Origin of the sequence: Tunturiibacter psychrotolerans (assembly GCF_051013365.1) — a bacterium.
GTDB lineage: Bacteria > Acidobacteriota > Terriglobia > Terriglobales > Acidobacteriaceae > Edaphobacter > Edaphobacter psychrotolerans_A.
Genome location: NZ_CP132941.1, coordinates 3,136,346 through 3,156,339, shown reverse-complemented (window position 1 = coordinate 3,156,339; position 19,994 = coordinate 3,136,346). Strand labels below are relative to the sequence as shown.

At 57.3% G+C, this 19,994-nt stretch carries 18 protein-coding genes; 10 read left to right on the top strand and 8 right to left on the bottom strand.

What is annotated here, in order from left to right:
- Positions 1–13 precede the first annotated feature (13 nt).
- Both RBB76_RS13205 and RBB76_RS13200 read right to left on the bottom strand, forming a co-directional pair.
- Positions 14–1,105, bottom strand: a complete 1,092-nt coding sequence (locus RBB76_RS13205; protein ID WP_429631409.1) for an ABC transporter permease — start codon at positions 1,103–1,105, stop codon at positions 14–16.
- Between the two features lie 112 nt (positions 1,106–1,217).
- Positions 1,218–2,744 (bottom strand): hypothetical protein, encoded by a 1,527-nt coding sequence (locus tag RBB76_RS13200; protein ID WP_429631411.1) that lies wholly within the window; start codon positions 2,742–2,744, stop codon positions 1,218–1,220.
- Between the two features lie 359 nt (positions 2,745–3,103).
- Between RBB76_RS13200 and RBB76_RS13195 the strand changes: the two genes are divergently transcribed.
- Positions 3,104–3,520 (top strand): helix-turn-helix domain-containing protein, encoded by a 417-nt coding sequence (locus tag RBB76_RS13195; protein ID WP_429631413.1) that lies wholly within the window; start codon positions 3,104–3,106, stop codon positions 3,518–3,520.
- A gap of 49 nt (positions 3,521–3,569) precedes the next feature.
- Here the strand turns inward: RBB76_RS13195 and RBB76_RS13190 are convergent, their stop codons facing one another.
- Positions 3,570–4,706: an acyltransferase family protein gene (locus tag RBB76_RS13190; protein WP_429631415.1), complete on the bottom strand. Its 1,137-nt coding sequence runs from the start codon at positions 4,704–4,706 to the stop codon at positions 3,570–3,572.
- A gap of 300 nt (positions 4,707–5,006) precedes the next feature.
- Here RBB76_RS13190 and metK point away from each other — a divergent pair, with 300 nt between their 5' ends.
- Positions 5,007–6,179: a methionine adenosyltransferase gene (gene metK, locus RBB76_RS13185; protein WP_429631417.1), complete on the top strand. Its 1,173-nt coding sequence runs from the start codon at positions 5,007–5,009 to the stop codon at positions 6,177–6,179.
- Positions 6,180–6,327: 148 nt separating this feature from the next.
- Positions 6,328–7,257, top strand: coding sequence for a transglutaminase-like domain-containing protein (locus RBB76_RS13180; RefSeq protein WP_429631419.1), 930 nt, complete (start codon positions 6,328–6,330; stop codon positions 7,255–7,257).
- Here the strand turns inward: RBB76_RS13180 and RBB76_RS13175 are convergent.
- On the bottom strand, positions 7,239–7,757 hold the full coding sequence (locus RBB76_RS13175; RefSeq protein WP_429631421.1) for a DUF3455 domain-containing protein: 519 nt from the start codon (positions 7,755–7,757) through the stop codon (positions 7,239–7,241). The two genes, RBB76_RS13180 and RBB76_RS13175, sit on opposite strands and share 19 nt — an antisense overlap.
- A 135-nt stretch (positions 7,758–7,892) precedes the next feature.
- Positions 7,893–9,350, bottom strand: a complete 1,458-nt coding sequence (locus tag RBB76_RS13170) for a C45 family autoproteolytic acyltransferase/hydolase (protein ID WP_429631423.1) — start codon at positions 9,348–9,350, stop codon at positions 7,893–7,895.
- A 100-nt stretch (positions 9,351–9,450) separates the two neighbouring features.
- Between RBB76_RS13170 and RBB76_RS13165 the strand changes: the two genes are divergently transcribed.
- The 4 genes from RBB76_RS13165 (at position 9,451) to ahcY (ending at position 14,110) form a co-directional block, all read left to right on the top strand.
- Positions 9,451–10,572, top strand: coding sequence for a bifunctional transcriptional activator/DNA repair enzyme AdaA (locus RBB76_RS13165; protein WP_429631425.1), 1,122 nt, complete (start codon positions 9,451–9,453; stop codon positions 10,570–10,572).
- Between the two features lie 191 nt (positions 10,573–10,763).
- Positions 10,764–11,051, top strand: a complete 288-nt coding sequence (locus tag RBB76_RS13160) for a hypothetical protein (protein ID WP_429631427.1) — start codon at positions 10,764–10,766, stop codon at positions 11,049–11,051.
- A gap of 75 nt (positions 11,052–11,126) precedes the next feature.
- A complete protein-coding gene (locus tag RBB76_RS13155) occupies positions 11,127–12,446 on the top strand; it encodes an MFS transporter (protein ID WP_429631429.1) in 1,320 nt (439 codons plus the stop codon).
- Between the two features lie 215 nt (positions 12,447–12,661).
- Positions 12,662–14,110 (top strand): adenosylhomocysteinase, encoded by a 1,449-nt coding sequence (ahcY, locus tag RBB76_RS13150; protein WP_429631431.1) that lies wholly within the window; start codon positions 12,662–12,664, stop codon positions 14,108–14,110.
- 283 nt (positions 14,111–14,393) lie between these two features.
- On the opposite strand, the gene RBB76_RS13145 is transcribed toward ahcY, so the two are convergent.
- The 3 genes from RBB76_RS13145 to RBB76_RS13135 all read right to left on the bottom strand — a co-directional run bounded on the left by RBB76_RS13145 (position 14,394) and on the right by RBB76_RS13135 (position 18,414).
- The gene (locus RBB76_RS13145; protein WP_429631433.1) at positions 14,394–15,131 is read right to left on the bottom strand and encodes a DUF4397 domain-containing protein; all 738 of its coding nucleotides are present in this window, start codon (positions 15,129–15,131) and stop codon (positions 14,394–14,396) included.
- Between the two features lie 235 nt (positions 15,132–15,366).
- Positions 15,367–17,991, bottom strand: coding sequence for a SpoIIE family protein phosphatase (locus tag RBB76_RS13140; RefSeq protein ID WP_429631435.1), 2,625 nt, complete (start codon positions 17,989–17,991; stop codon positions 15,367–15,369).
- Between the two features lie 114 nt (positions 17,992–18,105).
- On the bottom strand, positions 18,106–18,414 hold the full coding sequence (locus RBB76_RS13135) for a ComEA family DNA-binding protein (protein WP_429631437.1): 309 nt from the start codon (positions 18,412–18,414) through the stop codon (positions 18,106–18,108).
- A 66-nt stretch (positions 18,415–18,480) separates the two neighbouring features.
- Here RBB76_RS13135 and RBB76_RS13130 point away from each other — a divergent pair, with 66 nt between their 5' ends.
- From RBB76_RS13130 to hisG, 3 genes are all read left to right on the top strand, one after another.
- Complete coding sequence (locus RBB76_RS13130; RefSeq protein WP_429631439.1) at positions 18,481–18,657, top strand: hypothetical protein; 177 nt, start codon at positions 18,481–18,483, stop codon at positions 18,655–18,657.
- An 85-nt stretch (positions 18,658–18,742) separates the two neighbouring features.
- Entirely contained in the window at positions 18,743–19,084 is a 342-nt protein-coding gene (gene hisI, locus RBB76_RS13125) for a phosphoribosyl-AMP cyclohydrolase (protein ID WP_429631441.1), read from the top strand.
- Positions 19,081–19,962, top strand: coding sequence for an ATP phosphoribosyltransferase (gene hisG, locus RBB76_RS13120; protein ID WP_429631443.1), 882 nt, complete (start codon positions 19,081–19,083; stop codon positions 19,960–19,962). Before hisI ends, hisG begins: the two co-directional genes overlap by 4 nt.
- Positions 19,963–19,994 lie beyond the last annotated feature (32 nt).

Here is a 19,994-nt window from a genome sequence, read left to right as displayed (position 1 = left end):
TCGACGTTTTTGCCTACTCGTAGGAGAGGGCGTCGATGGGATCTTTGCTGGCGGCTTTTAAGGCTGGGTAGAGTGCGCCCAGCAAGGCTCCGATAAAGGCTATGGCGGTCGCCTTCCAGACGTAGGGGACGTTGATGACGAAGTCGAGTGTGGGAAAACGGGCTTCGAGCGCCGCACTAAGGGCGAAGCTGGCTGCAATACCGATGACGATGCCGATGGTCGCGAGGACGCCGGTCTCGCGGAGGACGATGCCTACGATGTAAGACCGGGAGGCTCCCATGGATTTGAGGATGCCGATCTCGCGGGTGCGCTCCATGACGGCGGTGTACATGGATTGGAAGATGACGAGGAAGCCGATGATGACGGCGATGCCGATGACGACCTGAAGGCCGATGTTGAAGCCGGGGAGGCGGTCGGGCGAGATGGAGGAGAGGTACTCTTCGGCGGTGGCGACGTTGTAGGTGCTCATGCCGGGGGTGGCGAGGATGGCCTTGCGGACTTCGTCCTGGTACTTCGGCTGGTCTTCGGTACGGAGGTAGAACATGGTGGCTTTGCCCTCGGTGCCGGTGAGCGAACCCATGGTGTCGATGGGGACGAACTTGCGGCCGCCTTTGCCGTGGGCGACGATGCCGGAGATTCGGAACGGATGGTTGAGGATGCTGATGTGGTCGCCGACCTTTTTGCCGGCGGCGGCGTAGTCGTCGAGGATGACGTCGTCGGGGCCCTGGAAGGGGGTACCGGAGAGGAAGGTGAAGGGCAGGAGCGCGTCGAAGCTCTTGAAGTCGATGCCGTAGATGGTGTCGAGGGAGCTGTTGATCTGGACGTTGACGGGAGCGGAGACAACGACGTGGGGGATTTTGGCGAGGACGTCCGCGACCTTGATGGAGGCTCCGGCGGGGCTCATGCCGATGAGATTGCTGGCGGTATTGGGGCGGACGAACATGTCCATGCCGATGCCATTCTGGCGGGTCTTGAATCCATTGAGCTTGCCCATGAGGATCGCGGTGATGGAGAGGATCATGATGACCTCGATGGCGATGGCTAGGCAGCTGATGAGAGAGCGGAGGGGACGGTGGACCAGATTGCCGGCAACTAATTTATTCATTCTTGTACCAGTGTATGGGAATCGGCTCGGCGAAGGGATGGCTGGGTGCTTGACGAGACCGTCGGGCGATGCGGCTGCCTGGAGCGGTCATCGGGACGGTCATTTGGGAGACTCAAGGGGTCTGAGGCTGATCCGGCTTCGGCGGCTGGGGAAGGAGGAGGCGGCCAGCGATGCTTCGGATCGACCCTGTTCGGCGAAGCTCTACTCCTTCGGGGCCGATGAAGAGGGTTCCAAGTACCGGCATCATATATGCCCCGACGACTGCGGCGAAGATGATGCCAAAAGCGGTGTAGAAGCAGATGTAGATGAGACTTGGAAGATCGCCCTCAGGAGCCGCGTGCGCATAGAGAACCATGACCAGAAGCCCCCATGGAGTCTGACGGGTATCGCCGCAGAGAGAATCAAAGATGGTAAAGAGCAGAGTCCAAACGGCAGGGGCGAGAAGTAAGACTCCCGTCCAACCGAGCATATGGAATCCGGTTGCGGTCGAAGAGAAGGAGATTCCAGTGCTTTCGTCCTCCTCGCCCAACACGCCCACTTCGTGGGCCCAGATATTTCCGATCAGGATCTGGGGTTTGTCCTTCCAGATGAAGTGGGGAACAACGTTCTCGAAGGACACGACGATGGGGTAGGCGCCAAAGGTGCCGAATTGCGCTGTCCGATTGATGAGAGCGTCGTCGATCGAGAACATCTGGAGACGGTCGAAGAAACCCTGAGGGGTGTTGAAGTATCCGAGGACTCGCTCCTCGTACGCATCCTCCGAGCTCTCCAGGTATTGCTCGCGAACGTATCCCAAATTCGTGATGAGATTGAAGACGGTCGCATAGCTGGTGACTCCGCTTTCCTCTCGAAAGCTTCTTCCATATTGAGCGTAGGGAACGAGATATCGAAAGATGAAGATGATGGTGAGTATCGCACCTACGATCTGGGGACGACTGAGCTTATATCGTTGGGAGGCTGCGGTCAGGATCCATGCGGCAAATGGAGCAAACATTCCCTCTTTGGAGAACCCAAAGAGGCCGACCCAAAACATAAGAAAGCCAGCGAGGAGAGCGGGGAAGTTAATGCTCCGCCTGCCGCCGCTGCGACGGATGGTGTTGAGAGTCCCGAGGACGACCGCCATGGGAAAAAAGCGGTTGAGCTGGTTGAGGGCGCTCAGGACAGAGCCGCTTCCGGAGGGAAAAACGATGAAGGCGATACTAAGCAGAACTCCAGCGATGAGACAGCCGACAGTAGCTGTCTGCATCTTGGCGTCTGTAACCATCCTTCCCAGGAGGGCGCGCTTGGGAGCAATCCTTCGACTGAGATAGATTGCTACGACCATCATGCACATGCCCACGAGCAGGACTCTGATGGTGAGTTCAGGGGACAAAAGGTTGCTGTCTGCGGGCTCTCCGAGATAGGCCTTCATGCAGAGCCCGACGATGACGCCGAGCACTGAGTTGAAGAAGATGAAGGAACCTGTGGTCCGGGTGAACCCCCCAGCAACATTAAAGCCGTGTGTGGCGACGAGGATATAGAAAAAAGCCGTCAGGGCGAAGGTGGGGTGGGTACCCTGGGAGATCTGGATGAGGCAGAGTGTCAACGCGAAGAAGAAGGCGGGGACGATCGGAATTTTTTCGGGAAAGGGGAGACGCACTCGTTTTCTTTCTCAACCAGGGACTGGAACGGCTTCCGAAAGCCTGCGGGCACTGGGGGCGGAGCTTTGTGTTGGACCGCCAAAAGTCACGGATTCGCTCGATCGACGCTTCTATTGCGATGTTCTATTGCGATGATAGCGAGCGGAAGCGCGGATCGTCAAAGAAATACCCCTTAGGTGGAATGCGGGGGATAACCAGAGAGTAACGGATCTAACCGGCGTGGTTCCAATATGGTAAGCGGGACGCTTATCACCCAAAAGTGGCTTTGACTTTGACAAATCCCCCGGTCTATTCTTCGATGAATTAAGTTGGTGCGAGCTGGAAGCAGGTTCGTGCCGGTAACAGTTGGACGGAGCGAATGGAGCGATTCGGCGACGAGCTACGACGGGAACGCATGAGGCGCAAGGTCTCGATGGAGAGTATCTCCGAGGAGACTAAGATCTCGGTGCGTCACCTGGAGGCGCTTGAAGCCGGCGAGTATGACTCGTTGCCGGGAGGGGTGTTCCGAAAGGGCATTGTTCGCAGCTATCTAGCGGCGGTGGGATTGGAAGAGACGCCCTGGATCGAACGGTTCGAGGCGAGCCTGCGGGAGAGCGGCACTGAGAACGGGAATACCGACTGGACCGAGTTCGCAGAAAATGTCCGAAGGAACAGAAGCGGCGTCGAGCCGAAGCAGAACCTGCGATGGATGGGCGTCGGAACTATGGTGACGATGCTGGGAGTACTGGGCTGGGCTGTGTGGAAGTTCGCCCTTCACGGGCGTTTGATTCCATAAATCACGGGTCTTTGATGTGTCCCGAACAATTAAGACCTTGCTTCGCGCTCTAGCGCGCCTGAGGAATTCGTTCCTTCCAGCGCATGATGGGATTCTCAAAGTACCGCTTGGATAAGGTTGCGAGCAAAATGGCGACACCATTTGCTATGCAGAACCGGAATAGTAGAGCACTCGCATGGGTCAGGTAGCCGTCCCCGAAGATGCGGTCGTAGAAGATTTCGCAAAGCATGTGAATTAGGTAGAGTCCATAGCTTATTTCGCCAAAGAAAAGAAGAAATCCCAACCCTTTTTGAATCGGCTTCTTTCGATAGGCATAGAGCATCAGGATCAACAGCCCGCCGGTTAGGAACTCCAGCATCGAGTATCCAAGGCTTGCTCCGATGGCGTCCCCTTTGATCGTGCGACCCATATTCGACAGGACCAGCAGGATCAAGCCAGGAATGCAGACGCTGGCTGCGCCGATGTTGAGAAGTGCTCTAAGGGATATTCGCCGGGACCTGCAGAGGATGGCGATTGCGGCCCCCACCGCGAGATTGTCACCGATCATGAAGGTTTTGCTGAAGATGTCGGCCTTGGACAGTCCAATCACAACTCCTCGCAGGACAGGACAAAACAGAATCATCGCCAGACAGAGGATGAGCAAACCTTTTTTGTGAAGTTGGCGGTACAACCACGGCCACACGGCGTAGAACTGCTCTTCCACTGCCAACGACCACAAAACCGGGTAGATGGCGAAGGAGCCATGCAGCAACAGCCTTGGCCAGTTGGCTAGAAACAGAGCGCACACTGCTATGTAGCTCAGAGACGCAGTCCGTGTTACTGCCAGGATGATCAGAACTAAAAAATACGCAGGAAGGATACGCAAAGCGCGTCGAATATAGAAACGCGAATAGAAGTTTGGTTTTGCGACCGAGTCGATCAAATTTCCTGTAATTAGAAACCCGGAGAGAGTGAAAAATAGATTTACGCCGGTCCAGCCGAAGGCGGTGAGGTTGAATAGGGACTCGGCAAACCGGTTGTGCCATGGAAAAAGAGGCGCGCTGTAGAAGAAGCCATGAAAAAAGATCACGGTAAGGATTGCGGTACCACGGAGAAGGTCCACGCCGGGTATGTGCCGCGTAAGGACAGCACTCGCCTGATCTGGTCCAGAAACTGGACGTTCAGGTCGAACGAGCAACATCTCCATCAAGGCCTCCGCGCCACATCGTTACGTTTTTGACGGTTGATAGATGATAACGAACTCCCATGTGGCAGTAATACCCCGCTGCGGTACGTCGCGAGACTGCCTGATTTCATGAGGCTTATGGCTTGGGACGGCTGTAAGTCTATCTGCTGAACCGTTTAGTGCTGGATTCGACACTTCAGGGGCCGGGTCGAACGGGTGGCTGTCGAACTTTGGCATGGGGATAACTTCCTGCGTAAAATAGGGATGTCATATTCGAGAGTCAGCTTCGTGCAGTTCTAGATGTTTCCTGGAGGATATATTTTGTCAAAACGCGACCGTTTTCTGTTTACCAGTGAGTCAGTGACCGAGGGGCATCCGGATAAGATTGCGGATCAGATCTCCGATGCGATTCTGGACGCCTGCCTGGCGCAGGATCCCTATAGCCGCGTGGCGTGCGAGACGCTGACCTGCACGGGTCTGGTGGTGATCGCAGGCGAGATCACGACGAAGGCTTATGTCGATTTTCAGAGCCTGGTGCGTGGGACCGTTGCCGCGATTGGGTATGACAACGCGCTGTATGGGTTCGATTCGAATACCTGCGCGGTGATTTCGACGATCAATAAGCAGTCTGGCGATATCGCCATGGGTGTCGATACGGGCGGAGCCGGCGATCAGGGCATGATGTTCGGCTATGCGACGAACGAGACGCCGGAGCTGATGCCGACACCGATTTCGCTGGCGCACAAGCTGGCTTTCCGGCTGAGCGAGGTTCGCAAGAATGGCCTGATGGCGTATCTGCGGCCGGATGGCAAAAGCCAGGTGACGGTGGAGTACGACTCGAACCACAAGCCGAAGCGGGTGGATGCGGTTGTTATTTCGACCCAGCATGCCGAGAACGTCGGGAACGAAGAGCTGCGCGCGGATATTTTGAAGAACGTCATTCAGGCTGTGATTCCTGCGGAGCTGCTGGACCAGGATACGAAGTACCACATCAATCCGACGGGCCGGTTTGTGGTCGGCGGGCCGATGGGCGATACGGGTTTGACGGGACGCAAGATCATCGTCGATACGTATGGCGGTATGGGACGGCATGGCGGCGGCGCGTTCAGCGGTAAGGATTCGACGAAGGTGGACCGTTCGGCGGCGTATATGGCCCGGTATGTGGCGAAGAACATCGTTGCGGCTGGTCTGGCGGATCGTTGCGAGGTGCAGTTGGCCTACGCGATTGGTGTGGCAGAGCCGGTGAGCGTGCTGGTGGATACGTTTGGCACGGGCAAGGTTGATGAGACGAAGCTCGAAGAGCTGGTTCGGAAGAACTTCTCGCTGACGCCGAAGGGCATCATCGAGGGTCTCGATCTGCGCAAGCCGATCTTTAAGGCGACTGCTGCTTATGGGCACTTTGGCCGTAAGGGAGACAGCTTTACGTGGGAGAAGACCGACAAGGCTGCTGCGCTCGCGGAGCAGGCTGGGATCAAGCAAACCGCTTCGAAGTAAATCATTTTGTTTCGAATTTGAAAGTGGCGGGCCTTCGGGCCTGCCTTTTCTTTTTGTGGTGGGGATTTCGGGAGGACGGGTTAGACTGCTGGCTATCGCTTAATTGCATCCCACTTATGACCAACCCCTATTGAAAAGAGGGTTTTTGATGCTTGTTAAGTCCGAATACGATATTCAATTTCATCTTTCCATGCCTACGCCGATGATGGCGATGCTGCATCTGCATCCGTCGCTGGAGCCTCAGGTAAAGGCTGGCAACGAACTGAAGGTTGAGCGCATCGACCTCGAAACGAAGGCTGACATTCCGGTAACGGAGTACCACGATGTGTTTGGGAATCGGTGCACCCGGTTTATGGCACCGGTTGGGTCGATACGTTTGAGTGGGACCAGCGTGGTCGAGATGGAGGGGCTGGCGGACCCGATCAACGCCTATGCGAAACAGGTTCCGGTGGAGGAGCTGCCGTCGGAGGTGTTGCAGTATCTTTTGGCGAGCCGGTACTGCGAGGTGGATAAGTTTGGACCGATCTCGCAGGATCTCTTTGGATGGATGACGCCGGGATGGACCAAGGCTGTGGCGATTCGCGACTGGGTTCATGAGAAGGTGATGTTCAACTACAAGACGGCCAGGCCGACTAAGACTGCGATGGATGTTTATTCGGAGCGTATCGGCGTGTGCCGGGATTATCAGCATCTGGCGATTACGCTGTCGCGCTGCCAGAATATTCCGGCGCGCTATGTGACGGGGTATTTGGGGGATATTCGCTGGCCTTACAGTGGGCCGGGGGATTTTAGCGCCTGGTACGAGGTGTTTTTGGACGGGCGATGGATGACGATGGATGCGCGGCATAATGAACCGCGCATCGGGCGGGTGTTGATGGCTGCGGGACGGGATGCGGCGGATGTTGCGATTACAACTTCGTTCGGGAATACGATTTTGACGAACTTCTACGTGGACAGCTATGAGGTTCGCGAGGATGGAACGACGGTGCCCAGCCTACCGGGCACGATCGCGCAGGAGCCAATTGTGACTTCGGCGAATCGCGGCTCTGCGGGAGCGGTTCAGGGCTTGGCCGAGTAGAAGGTGTAAGTTGCGGAGTAGTCGACTCGGGTGGTTGCGGACAGATGTTGAGCGTCGCAGCCTGTCGTGGGTGCGATGCCTCCGTGGGTGTCGGAGCGGCGGATGAAGTCCACGCGCTTCATGAGGCCGGGGCCGGTAGTGCTGGTCGCTTTTAGGAGAAGCCAGGGAATCGCTCCGGAATCGGGCGATGCATTCTTTTGGAGGAGTTCGCCTTTGACGCTGCTGCCGTCGCGCGACCTCCAAGTGGGGCCAGCGCCATGAGAGCCCACGATCGCGTCGGAGTTGTCATAGAGGTTGGCATCGGGAGCTTTGAAGACCCACTGCGGACCGGAGCTAGTTTGTTCGCAAGCGTAGATCTGTACGCCTTTGCCGGCGACGGTGAAAATGGGATGCGCTGAGGGTGGGGCTTCGGTGGGATCTTGTGCGTGCGTGGCGAAAGGTGTGGCGAGGATGCAGAGGATGGCGAGGACTCGAGCGGCGGAAGGGTGCGGGATTCGCATGAGTAGAGTTTAGGGTAAAAGCGAAGGCGGGGAGCCTCCTCCACGATGACAAGATTGTAAAAGTACACGCCTGTAGAGGCGAAGTCCGAGACTCGTTGCGACGCCTTAACATTGACATACTGTGGAGCGACGACGTTATTCGGCGGCTGATTTGGTGGGATGTGCGGATGGTGTGGCGGCGGTGGTTGGCTTCTGAGAGGTCGCGAAGGTGCTCCATGGGCCGGCTTTCATGTCGTGGAGGACGGGTGCCTGCCAGTTGAACTCGGGATGCGCGGCGAGGAAGGGCGCTGCGATGAAGTCTTCGCCGCACGGGTGGCCCGCGCGGGCGGTGAAGCTCATGTGCTCGGCCATTGATGCGTCCATGACTTTACCGGTGACGGCTCCGCTGGGGGAGTAGGGGGGCGAGTCCCAGGCGGGTTCGGGATCTTTGGAGGCGTCTTCGTGGCCACAGAGGCTGCGGCGGGCAGCGACTACTTTGTGCTCGTAGCTGTCGTAGTGGTCGGAGAGGTACTGCTCGGCAAGGGCGGTGTCGAGTTGGCCGAGATGCTGCTGGACGAACTCTTCGGCGCGGACGTGGCGGGCGTTCATGGTGCTCTTCATGTCGTGGGTGTCGAAGCCAGGGGTGTCGTCGCGGATGAGGTCGGGGTTGACGGGGAAGTTTGCGCTGACGAAGTAGCCGGTGGTTTTGCGGGTGAGGGGAGTGTGCTTGAGGCCGAGTTCGAGGTAGGCGATCTCGTTGGTTTTGCGGTCACCGACGAGCCAGGAGTTGGCGTAGCCGCCGTTGTTGCCTTCGCGCATGAGGGCGACGAATTGGTCGATATTGTTGGCGTACTGCATGGCTTTGCGGGCTCGGATGAACTCGGGAATGCCGGAGGGGTTCCAGCCCTGGAACATGGGGAGGGTGGTTTCGGTGATCATGATGCCGGCGGAGTTTACGCCGAAGTCGTCGCCGCTGTGGATGAGCCCCGGGCTTCCGTCCATGAGGATGCGATTGCCTTTGGTAGGGACAATGTCGAAGACGGTGGTCCAGCGCTCGCCTTCCATGTAGGCGGACCAGTTGCTGTGGGCGATGACGATCTTGCCGTCTTTGGTGGCGGCGCCGGTGGCGATGAAGGCGCTGCAGCGGCCGGGTGCGACGAGAGCAGCGGGGCTGGCTTTGCCTTGCTGCTTCAGGAGCCAGGGGATGTAGTAGTCGGAGACCTCGAGGTGGGCGTTGAGGGCGACGATGTCGAGGATGTCGATGTTTTGGCCCGCGGCTTGAACGCCGTCGGCTATGCCCTGGAGTTCGGCAACGTATTCGGGCTCGATGCGGGGCATGATCTGGTTGTGTGCGATGGCGCGAAAGTAGGGCCAGGGCTTGCCCGCTTCGTGCGTGTTTTCAAGCTCGATGGTCTGGAGGTTGTCGGCGATTTGGGTGGCGAGGAGGTAGCCGTGCTGGAAGCCGATTTCGCTGGGCGTGCCCTCGAGATGGATGTAGGTCCAGCCATCTTTTTGGAAGGTGTAGGAGTTTTTCAGGCGTGGGTCTGACGTCTGGGCAAAGGCAGCAGTAGAGGCAAAAACGGCGAGGATACAGGCGGTGAGGCAGAGACGCATCCTGGGATCTCCTGTTATGGGTTGCGATGAGGATACATGATGCGAGTTTGGGTGAACGAAACGGAGTGTGGGGATTTTCGAGAGATGGGAGGATACTGGAATGATAGAGACGATATTGATGACGAGTGCGATGAAGAGCGATGTGGTGGTTCCGAGCTACTTTCCCGGGAAGCAGTGGCAGCAGGTACTGGGGAGGGATGCTGCTGCCGATGGGCAGTTTGTGTATGCCGTGAAGTCGACGAAGGTTTATTGCAAGCCTAGCTGTGCGAGCCGACGGCCTGCGCGGAAGAATGTGACCTTCTTCCCTACCCCGGCGCTGGCTGAGGCGGCTGGATATCGTGCTTGTTTGCGGTGTGAGCCTGACAGGGCTGAGGCGAAGGCGGATCCGCAGGCAGATGCGATTACGGCGGTGACGGAGTACTTGAAAGATCACGCGGAGGACCGAACGCGGCTGGCCGATGTGGCGAAGGCGACTGGAGTTGGACGGCTGACGATTTTGCGTGGGTTCAAGCGCGTGCTTGGTGTGAGTCCTGGGCAGTATGCGAAGGAGGCTCGGCTTGAGCGGTTCAAAAGCAAGGTGCGGGAGCCGAAGAAGGCGAAGGCTCCGATTACGGATGCGATCTATGAAGCGGGGTTTGGGTCGAGCAGCAGGTTGTATGAGAAGAGTCCGGCGAAACTTGGGATGACCCCGCGTGTGATGCGGGAGGGTGGGGCCGGGTTGCTGATTCGGTATTGCACTGCCGCTAGTCCGTTGGGGCGGATGCTGGTGGCGACGACGGATGTGGGGATCTGCTCGATTGCTTTTGGCAAGGATGATAAGGAATTAGTTGCCGGCTTGCGGGAGCAATTTTCCAAGGCGCAGCTCGTGGTGGCTAAGGGGAATACGGGGTGGCTTGCGGATGCGGTGGCGTTTGTGTCGAGCCAGTTGAGTGAGCATCCGCTGGCGGCTACGTTTCCGTTGGATGTGAGGGCGACGGCTTTTCAACAACGGGTTTGGAAGGCGCTGCAGGCGATTCCGCGGGGAGAGACGAGGAGCTACTCGGAGGTGGCGTTGCAGTTAGGTGCGCCGACCGCTTCGCGTGCAGTGGCGGGGGCATGCGGGGCGAATCCGGTTGCGATTGCTGTGCCTTGTCATCGTGTGGTGGGTAAGGGTGGGGAGTTGACTGGTTATCGATGGGGAGTGGAGCGGAAGCGACGGCTGCTGGAGGCTGAACGGGCGTGAGGTCTCGATCTGTTTATGGCTCAAGGAATGTTGTGTGTCTGCAACAGCTGAAATACAGGTTCCTCTACTTCGCTACGCTTCGGTCGGAATGACACCTTTAAGTAGATGCGCATGCAAACGCCAAGATAGTTAAGCGGCATGGTAGGCTGCGGAGTAAGTCTGCGACGATTGCGTGCGAGGATGGGTGATTCGTGAGTGCTGTGTTGAGTAAAGCGATACCTGACCGCGCAAAGAAGTGGCTGATAGCGAGTCTCGCCGTGCTGCTCTTTTCTCTGGTGCTTGTGTTGGGGGATATTGTCGCGGCGTTCGTCTACTTCGCCGACAAGACCGATCCTCTTTGGGTGACGTTATTAGGTGTTGCCGGCGTGTTGGGAGTTGCAGTGGGATTTGGTGGATTTTTTCTGCTGATGGCGATAGCGGGTTGGCGATCGTTTCGCGAAGCCCGGCGGGTGCAGGTGATTCCTCCTGTGCATGAGTAACGCCGCGCGATGAGTTGGAAGGCCAGATCAGTGATTAGGAATTCCTTTTCAAAGGTAAAAAGCTAAAGTAGAGGGATGATGGACGTGGCTGAGGCGCAGGTGGATGGGCGGGCGCTTTATTCGAAGATTACGTGGCGGCTAATTCCTTATATTTTTCTGCTTTACATCGTGGCGTATCTGGACCGGGTGAATGTGGGATTTGCTGCTTATGATTTACAGCGGGATCTTCACTTCAGCAACACGGTGTATGGGACCGGGGCGGGGATTTTTTTTCTTGGGTCGGTGCTGTTCGATCTGCCGAGCAACCTGATGCTGACGCGCGTGGGGGCGCGGATATGGATTGCGCGGATCATGATCTCCTGGGGCGTGATCTCGACTTGCATGATGTTCATGCATTCGAAGGAGTCGTTTTATGTGCTGCGGTTTTTACTGGGCGTGAGTGAAGCGGGATTTTTCCCGGGGATGATTATTTACCTGACGTATTGGTTTCCTACGCAGGAACGGGCTCGGGCGGTGGCGAAGTTTATGACGGCTACTTCGCTGGCTGGAGTGGTGGGTGGGCCGCTGTCGAGTTACTTGCTGAAGTTGGATGGCGTGGGCGGCTTGGCGGGGTGGCAGTGGCTGTTTGTTTCGGAGGGAATCCCTACTGTGCTGCTAGGGATTTCGGTGCTGTTTGTGTTGAAGGACGGGCCTGCGAAGGCGGGGTGGTTGCGGCCTGAGGAGCGCGTGTGGCTTGAGGGGGAGTTGCAGCGGGATAGGGAGCGGTTCGGTGCTTCGACGCACCATCGGCTGCTGGATGCATTTCGTCTGCCAGCGCTTTGGGTGTTGGCTGGCGTGTATTTTGTGAGCCAGGTGGGAGTTTATATTGTGAACCTCTGGATGCCGCTTATTCTTCAGAGCTTCTCGCATGGCGGCGAGAGGGATGCGATTTTGATCGCGCGGTATGCGACGTTTCCTTATCTGGCGGCGGCTGTGATGACGGTTGTGGTGGGATGGAGTTCGGATAGGCGGAATGAGCGGCGATGGCATATCGCTGGGTGCCTGATGTTGTCTGCGGTGGGATTTGCGTGGGCAGCGTGGGCGCATGCTTTGGTGGTTGCGTTGTGCGCGATGACGCTGGCGGCGATTGGGCTTTGGAGCATGATGGGGCCATTCTGGACGCTGACGACGAGTATGCTGAGCGGAACAGCGGCGGCGGGGGCTGTGGCGATTTTGCAGATGGTGGGTGGAGTGGGCGGATTTGCGGGGCCTTATATGACGGGGCGATTGCGGGATGCCACGCAGAGTTTTACCGGGGGACTTTATTTGATTAGCGCGATGGCGCTTGGCGCTGCATGTCTGGCGCTGGTGGTCAGGGGCAAAGAGAATAGGCCGGTTGCGGAGAGTGCTCTCTGAAGATTTTGTAACTGCTGATCTTGCTTATGGACACCTTGCGCCTTAACAGATGAACGTTATGCGGACCTTGAGAGAATCGGCGTACGGCATCTTGCTGAAAATAATGAAGAAGAGTTTGACCTGACCAACTGCTGCGACGCTTATTTCACCGGGGAATAATGGTTGCGATGGTATTCTGGGGTAAGTAAAAATTCTGCATTTTGAGGTTTCATACTATGGCGACAGCGACGATCGACAAGGCAGCGGGATCGGTGGATTACAAGGTTGCAGATATTTCTCTGGCGGATTTTGGCCGGAAGGAGATTGAGATCGCCGAGCAGGAGATGCCCGGCTTGATGTCGATCCGCAATAAGTACGCCGGGGGTAAGCCACTGGCTGGCGTTCGCGTGACGGGCTCGCTGCATATGACGATTCAGACAGCAGTGTTGATTGAGACGATGGTGGCGCTGGGCGCGAATGTGCGCTGGGCGAGCTGCAACATCTTCTCGACGCAGGACCACGCGGCGGCTGCGATTGCTGCAGCAGGCGTGCCGGTGTTCGCCTGGAAGGGCGAGACGCTGGAAGAGTTCTGGTGGTGCACGAATGAGTCGCTGAAGTTCCCTGATGGGAAGGGCGGACTGCTTGGGCCACAGCTTGTGATCGATGACGGCGGCGATGTAACGCTGTTGATCCACAAGGGTGTGGAGTTGGAGAAAGGCGATAAGTGGGTTGATTCGCCTTCAGGCTCGACCGAAGAAGATGTGATCAAGGCTCTGCTGAAGAAGGTACATGCGGAGCATCCGACGCGCTGGCAGGATGTGGCGAAAGAGTGGCGCGGTGTTTCGGAAGAGACTACGACCGGCGTTCACCGGCTCTACAAGATGCTGGAGAAGGGCACGCTGCTGGTTCCGGCGATCAACGTCAACGATTCGGTTACAAAATCGAAGTTCGACAACCTGTATGGCTGCCGCGAGTCGCTGGTAGACGGCATCAAGCGCGCGACCGACGTGATGATCGCGGGTAAGGTCGCCGTGGTTTGCGGGTATGGCGACGTGGGCAAGGGCTCGGCGGCTTCGCTGCGTGGGCTTGGAGCACGCGTCGTGGTGACGGAGATCGATCCGATCAATGCGCTACAGGCTGCGATGGAAGGCTACGAAGTTACGACGATTGAAGAGACGCTGGGCCGTGGCGATATCTATGTGACCTGCACGGGCAACGTTGACATCATCACGGTGGAGCACATGAAGCTGATGAAGGATCAGGCGATTGTGTGCAACATAGGCCACTTTGATAATGAGATTCAGATGGAGCCGCTGAACGCGCTGAAGGGCGTGAAGAAGCTGAACATCAAGCCTCAGGTGGACAAATACACGTTCGAGAGCGGCAACAGCATCTTTATTTTGGCTGAGGGCCGGCTGGTAAATCTGGGTTGCGCGACTGGGCATCCGAGCTTCGTGATGTCGAACAGCTTTGCGAACCAGACACTGGCGCAGCTTGACCTCTGGAAGAACAAAGATACGTACAAGATCGGAATCTACATTCTGCCGAAGAAGCTGGACGAAGAGGTTGCACGGTTGCACCTGGAGAAGATCGGCGTGAAGCTGACGACGCTCTCCAAGAAGCAGGCGGACTACCTGAGCGTTCCGGTGGAAGGACCTTACAAGGCGGATCACTACCGGTACTAAGCGTTAGATTCAAAACAAAAAGGCCGCTGAGGAGATCCTCGGCGGCCTTTTTGTTTTGCTGCATGTGAGAGAACCGAGCAGGTTAATTCACGGTTCCGTGTTTCAGTGCAAGCTTTAGTCTTGCTGTTACCGCTTACGAAGAGAATAAACACGCAGGTTTGGCAAGTGTTGTGGTAAATCGGGGAAGTATATTTTTTTGGAAAGGCGCGACTTTCGGGCGCTCTTCGGGTAGGCGCGCGCGTTTCGTGTCGGATTTAGCTTGGCGATGGGAGTGCGGGAAGAATCAGTTGGCGACGGGATCGAAGTCGCTGGCAGTGATGACCTGAAGGCCTGGTGTTGAGGGCAGCTGCTGGTCGATGAGGATGACCGTGTGGGCTGAGGTGGCGGAGTAGGTGACCTGGGGGCCGGTGTATGGTGCGGCTATGGCGCTGGAGGGGATGGTTCCGGTAGGCAACATGACAAAAGAGTAGGTGCCGGTGGGGATGTTGAGGTAGCCGGTATTGCCTCCGAAGGGGAGGTTGGTCACGAGGGGAGTGATGGTGGTGAGCTTCTGGCCGGCGGGGACGAGATAGACGTCGGTCGCGCCTACGCGCGTGGCCTGGTCGATGAAGCGGAGCGCGATGTCGCCTGAGGGAGCAGGCTGGCTCTGATCTGTGAGTGTGAGCTGCTGCATGTTCGCGGCGGCATTCCCGATGAGCACGGTGTATTGACCGGACGCGACGAAGTTCGGTTTGGATATAGAGAGAAGTTGTCTGGTTCCAGCGGTGTTAGCGGCGATTGTACCGCTGCCGGGCGAGATTGGAATGTACGAGGTGACGGTGCCGAAGCCTAGATTGTGGGCGAGTGGATTGGCGTCTTGATAGATGTCGAGTCTGGGCGCGTCGGGGGAGACGGTGACGACACGAACCTGGGACTGGGGAGCGCTGCTGACGATGGCGCCGCAGCCGGTGAGGATTGCGAGAGTCGCGGCTGCTGAAGCAACGCGAGCGGCGGAGCGGACGAGATGAATGAGATTGGACATAGACCGTCGACTCGGCGACATCAGGTTGATCCTGAGCTCCGCGCTGCATCAACTTTACTTGATTTAAGAACGTAGGCGGCGATGGAGTGGAAGAACGAAATGACTAATATGTGGGATTACTGCGAATCGGCAAGTTCAAGCTGGCGTAATTGTGATCGCGATGTGCCGCCGAGGTAGACGGCTACGCGCCGAGACGCCGTTTGTTAAACAAGTGTGACTGAAGACAAGATTCGGCTTACTGGACAGATGAGTGGTTGAAGGTGCAGACGAGGAGGGTCATGTCGTCGTGCTGTGGGGCGCCGGCAGTGAATTTGTCGGCAGCTTCGAAGATGCAGGTCAGGAGCTGATCGGCGGTGGTTTTGCAGTCAGGGCGGTCGAGGAGTTGCCGGGCTGTGACCAGCATGTGGTCCTCGCCCCACTCTTCGTCTTGGTGGTTCATGGCTTCGGAGATTCCGTCGGTGAATGCGATGAGCACGTCGCCGGGGTGAAGCTGGAGAGTCTCCTGAGCATAGGCGGCGTCGGAGAGCAGGCCGACCACGGTTCCTGTGGGCTTGAGTGGGATGGTTTCGGTGCCGCGGAGGACGTAGGGCGGATTGTGGCCAGCGTTGACGTAGGTGAGGAGATGGGTGAAGGGATCGTATTCGGCGTAGAAGAATGTGGCGTAGCGGCTGGAGGTGGAGGACTCGTAGACAATTTCGTTGACGCGGGAGATGAGAGTGCCCAGATCACCTTGGCGAAGGCCGGCGATGCTGCGAAGGCTCGCGCGGAGGCTCGCCATGACAAGGGACGCGGAGATGCCTTTGCCTGAGATGTCGCCGAGGGCGAGAGCGAGAGGGGCTTCGGTTGGAGAGGTTGAGGGAAGAAGGAAGAAGTCGTAGTAGTCGCCGCCGACTACCTGTGCCGGGCGGCAGAAGCCAGCGATATCGACGCCTGGGACTTGGGGACGGGTCTGGGGGAAGAGGTGCTCCTGAACCTCACGCGCGATCTCGAGTTCACGGGAGATGCGTTCGCGTTGAGTGACCTCGGTGGTGAGGTTTTCAAAGAGCTCAGCATTTTCAAGAGCGAGTCCGGTTTGGGAGGCGATGGTCTGGAGGAGCTGGCGGTCAGTTTTGGAATAGGGCTCCTCAGAGCTTTTGGGGCCGAGGGCGATGACACCAGCGAGACGAGTGCGTCCGGGTAGCGGGACGAGGAGTTCGGTGGAGAGGTCGTTGAGGGCGTTGCGTTCGGCATCGGTCGCATCGATGAGCCAGCTGGACGGGTCGTCGCGATAGACATTGGCGGGGGCTTTGGCGCGGCTGAGAGCCGTGATGGTGGTGGAGGCTGCAGGGAGGGAGAAGTATTGTGCCGCTCCGGGGACCATCGGCATGCCGGTGGCTAGCTGGAGATGATAGTTTTCGCCAGAGCGAAGGAAGACGGCGATGCGGTCGATGTGGAGAGTGGAACCGAGACGGCGCGTAATGGTTTCGAGGAGGGGGGCGACCTCGGTAAAGTTTCGGGCTTCGTCGGAGAGTTCGGAGAGAAGCTGCTCGGTGGAGTAGGCTTCGCGGAAGAAGCGCTGGTCGATCCACTGTTGGAGACGCTTGGAGAGGAGAAAGCGGAAGGCGAAGAAGATTGCGATGATGCAGAGTATTCGGATGATGTCGCTGCGTTGATGGTCTGGATGGCGGAAGAAATCATTGAGGGAGAAGGCCATCCAAATGGCAAGCACGACTCTCACGGTTGTGAGAGCTTCGCGGGCGAAGGCGTAGCGAGTTCCCTGGCGGATGATGATGCTGAGATCCATGGCACGCTGAACGACGACGACGTAGGCGAGGGAGAGAGGAAAGAGAAGAAGAATCACGAAGGCAGTGATGTCTACCCATTGTGGAATGTCCTGGCCGACATCGCTTCCCTTATAGAGAGAGTAGAGAAGCAGGAGGAAAAAAGGCGTCAGGCCAATGCACGTTCCGAAGTAAAGAATACGAAGGCGTCGGCGGGCATCTCCAGTGGCTTGTCTGATCTTCGGACCGAGATTGAAGAAGAACCACGTGACGGCGCAGAAACTCAGGACATTTTCAGCAACGTTGATGGGGTTGAGATAGGAAACCAGCCATTGAATGGCTGCGAAGTTCCACATCTCGCCGTAGAAGTAGAGGAGGTCTGTGAGGGAGAGGAGAAGAATTGGGATTGCTATGAGCCATTTGACCCACGGACGCTTGACGTCGAGTGGGGACCGCTCGGGAAAATAGATACCGAAGAACATGAGGCAGACTGGCATGGCGGTTTGGGCTGCCACATTCCAAAATAAGCAGATCGGAAGAAGGAACGATCCGACGATCTGGGTTGGATTGATAAAGAGGGCCTCGACGTAGCCGAGGATACCGAGAATCAACCACGCATTCGGATTCCTTGGACGGGCGAAGACTACCCAGAGGCCGATAAGGAGACAGACCAAAGGCAGAAGAGCGAACGTCGAACGGGCTGCGATCCCGAGAGGCGAAAGCTTTTGCGGTAGGACCGGCGCGAGACGGATGGTCGCCGATTGGATTGGCCCGTGAGCTCCACGGCTATACGTGACGGTCATCGGGTCGCCCGGCAAGAAGGCGCGAGTTTGGGCAAGGAGTACGTTGAGGCCGGTATACGGTTGGCCGTTGATCGTGAGGATGGTGTCGAACGGCTTGAGGCCCGCAGCAAGCGCCTCTTCGTGGAGGTTGGTCGTGGTCGCGAGGTGCAGGCCGCTTTCGAAGGGGGACCGTGCGATGGAGTCGCCGTGTGCCAAGAAATGGAAGCTCATACGTGCGCCACCGTACGCATGCAGGAGCGCAAGTGCGGCCACGATGGCGAGAAGAAAGTATTGGAGGCGTGCAGATCTCTGGGGCATAGGCCAGTTGGAGAGATGGTAGCAGCGGTTTGGAGATTTGGATGGGAGAAATGGCTTTAAATGGAGCGGGCATCCTCGTACGGATGCCCGTCCTGGTCGGGCGCAGTTTGGCGGTTATTTTTTGGGGTGGCTGGCGATGATCTGGTCTTTGATCTTGTTGTAAGTGGCCTGCGGGAGGATGCCTCGGGTAACGAGCTGATTTTTAGCGGTGTAGGGGCGGCCGTCGATGATTCGTTTCGAGTAGGCGTCTCCGATCCCGGGGAAAGCCTTGAGCTGGTCGGGGGTTGCGGTGTTGATGTCCAAGGGCGCGGCGGCTGCGGCTGCGGCTGGAGTGCCGGCTTTGGAGCCCTGAGCAACGGAGAATACAGGGATGACCGCGAACAGGAGCGCGGCGGCAAGGAATTTGTTACGAAGATTGAGCATCGTGTTCTCCTACTTTGGGCTGAATGCTTTACAGCGGAAGAGTACGAGAGTGTTCGGGCTGCGTCAATGAACAAGTTTGCGTCTGGCGGGCTGGAGGCGCGGGTATCGGGTCTGCGTAAGGTTGACTTCTCCGGGACTGCCCGCTACCCTGAAGGGGAGATGAGCAGACTGCACCTCCATCATGGCCATTCGCATCATCACGCAAAGAGCGTGTTGGCGGCTGTGTCCGGAGTGGCGAAGTAACGAACGCTTACTAAGGATTTCGAAAGGCCCGCTGACGCGCATACCGCGAGCGGGCCTTTTTCTTGCGTACATGGAGAGGACAGAGATGATCGACGTAGTGAAGATTGATTTTGCGAAGATGGATGGCCTCGTTCCGGGGATCGTTCAGGATGCGAAGACCGGCGAGATGCTCATGCTGGGCTTTTTGAATGAGGTGAGCTATGCGAAGACGCTCGAAAGCGGGTTTGTTACGTTCTGGAGCCGGACTCGGCAGAAGCTTTGGATGAAGGGCGAGACCAGCGGAAACCGGCTGAGAGTGATTGAAGCGTCAACCGATTGCGACAATGACGCGCTGCTATTCAAAGTTGAAGTCGAAGGTGACGGATTGGTTTGCCACGAAGGCACGGTGAGCTGCTTTACAAAAAAAATTGCGCTGGAGGCACGGTGAGCGAGACGAATCGATTGAAGCTTGGAATACCGAAGGGCAGTTTGCAGGACGCGACGATTGCGCTGTTTGAGCGGGCCGGATGGAGGATCTTCGCGAATGGCAGGAGCTACTTCCCCTCTGTCGATGATGCGGAGATTGAATGCATGCTGGTGCGAGCGCAGGAGATGGCGCGTTATGTGGAGCATGGAGCGCTCGATGCCGGACTAACGGGCAATGATTGGGTGCTGGAGAATGAGACCGATGTGGAGTATGTCACGAGTTTGACGTACTCGAAACAGAGCCGGCAGAAGGTGAAATGGGTGTTGGCGGTGCCGGAGGACTCGCCGTTCCAGAGGCCGGAGGATCTGGCGGGAAAGATTATTGCCACGGAGTTGGTTGAGTTTACGAAGCGATACTTTGCTGGGAAAAACATTCCGGTAACGGTGGAGTTCAGCTGGGGCGCGACGGAGGTAAAGCCGCCTATGCTGGCGGATGCGATTGTTGAGGTGACGGAGACGGGGTCGTCGCTGAGGGCGAATCGGTTGCGGATTATCGAGACACTGATGGAGAGCGAGACGCAGCTAATCGCGAACAAGAAAGCTTACAAAGATCCATGGAAACGGGAGAAGATCGAGAATATTTCATTGATGCTGAATGCGGCAATTGCAGCTCAGGGACGAGTCGGGTTGATGCTGAATGCGCGGAAGGTTGATCTGGATGGGATTATCGGGGTATTGCCTGCGTTAAACTCGCCGACTGTTTCGCAGCTGAGTGATCAGGAGTGGGTGGCTCTGAATACGATTCTGGATGAGGCTCTGGTGCGCGAGGTGATTCCGAAGCTGAAGGCCGCGGGAGCTACGGGCATTGTTGAGTATCCGTTGAGTAAGGTTGTGCTCTAGGAAGTTTTTGTTCTGCTGTCGAGTGTCTTTGG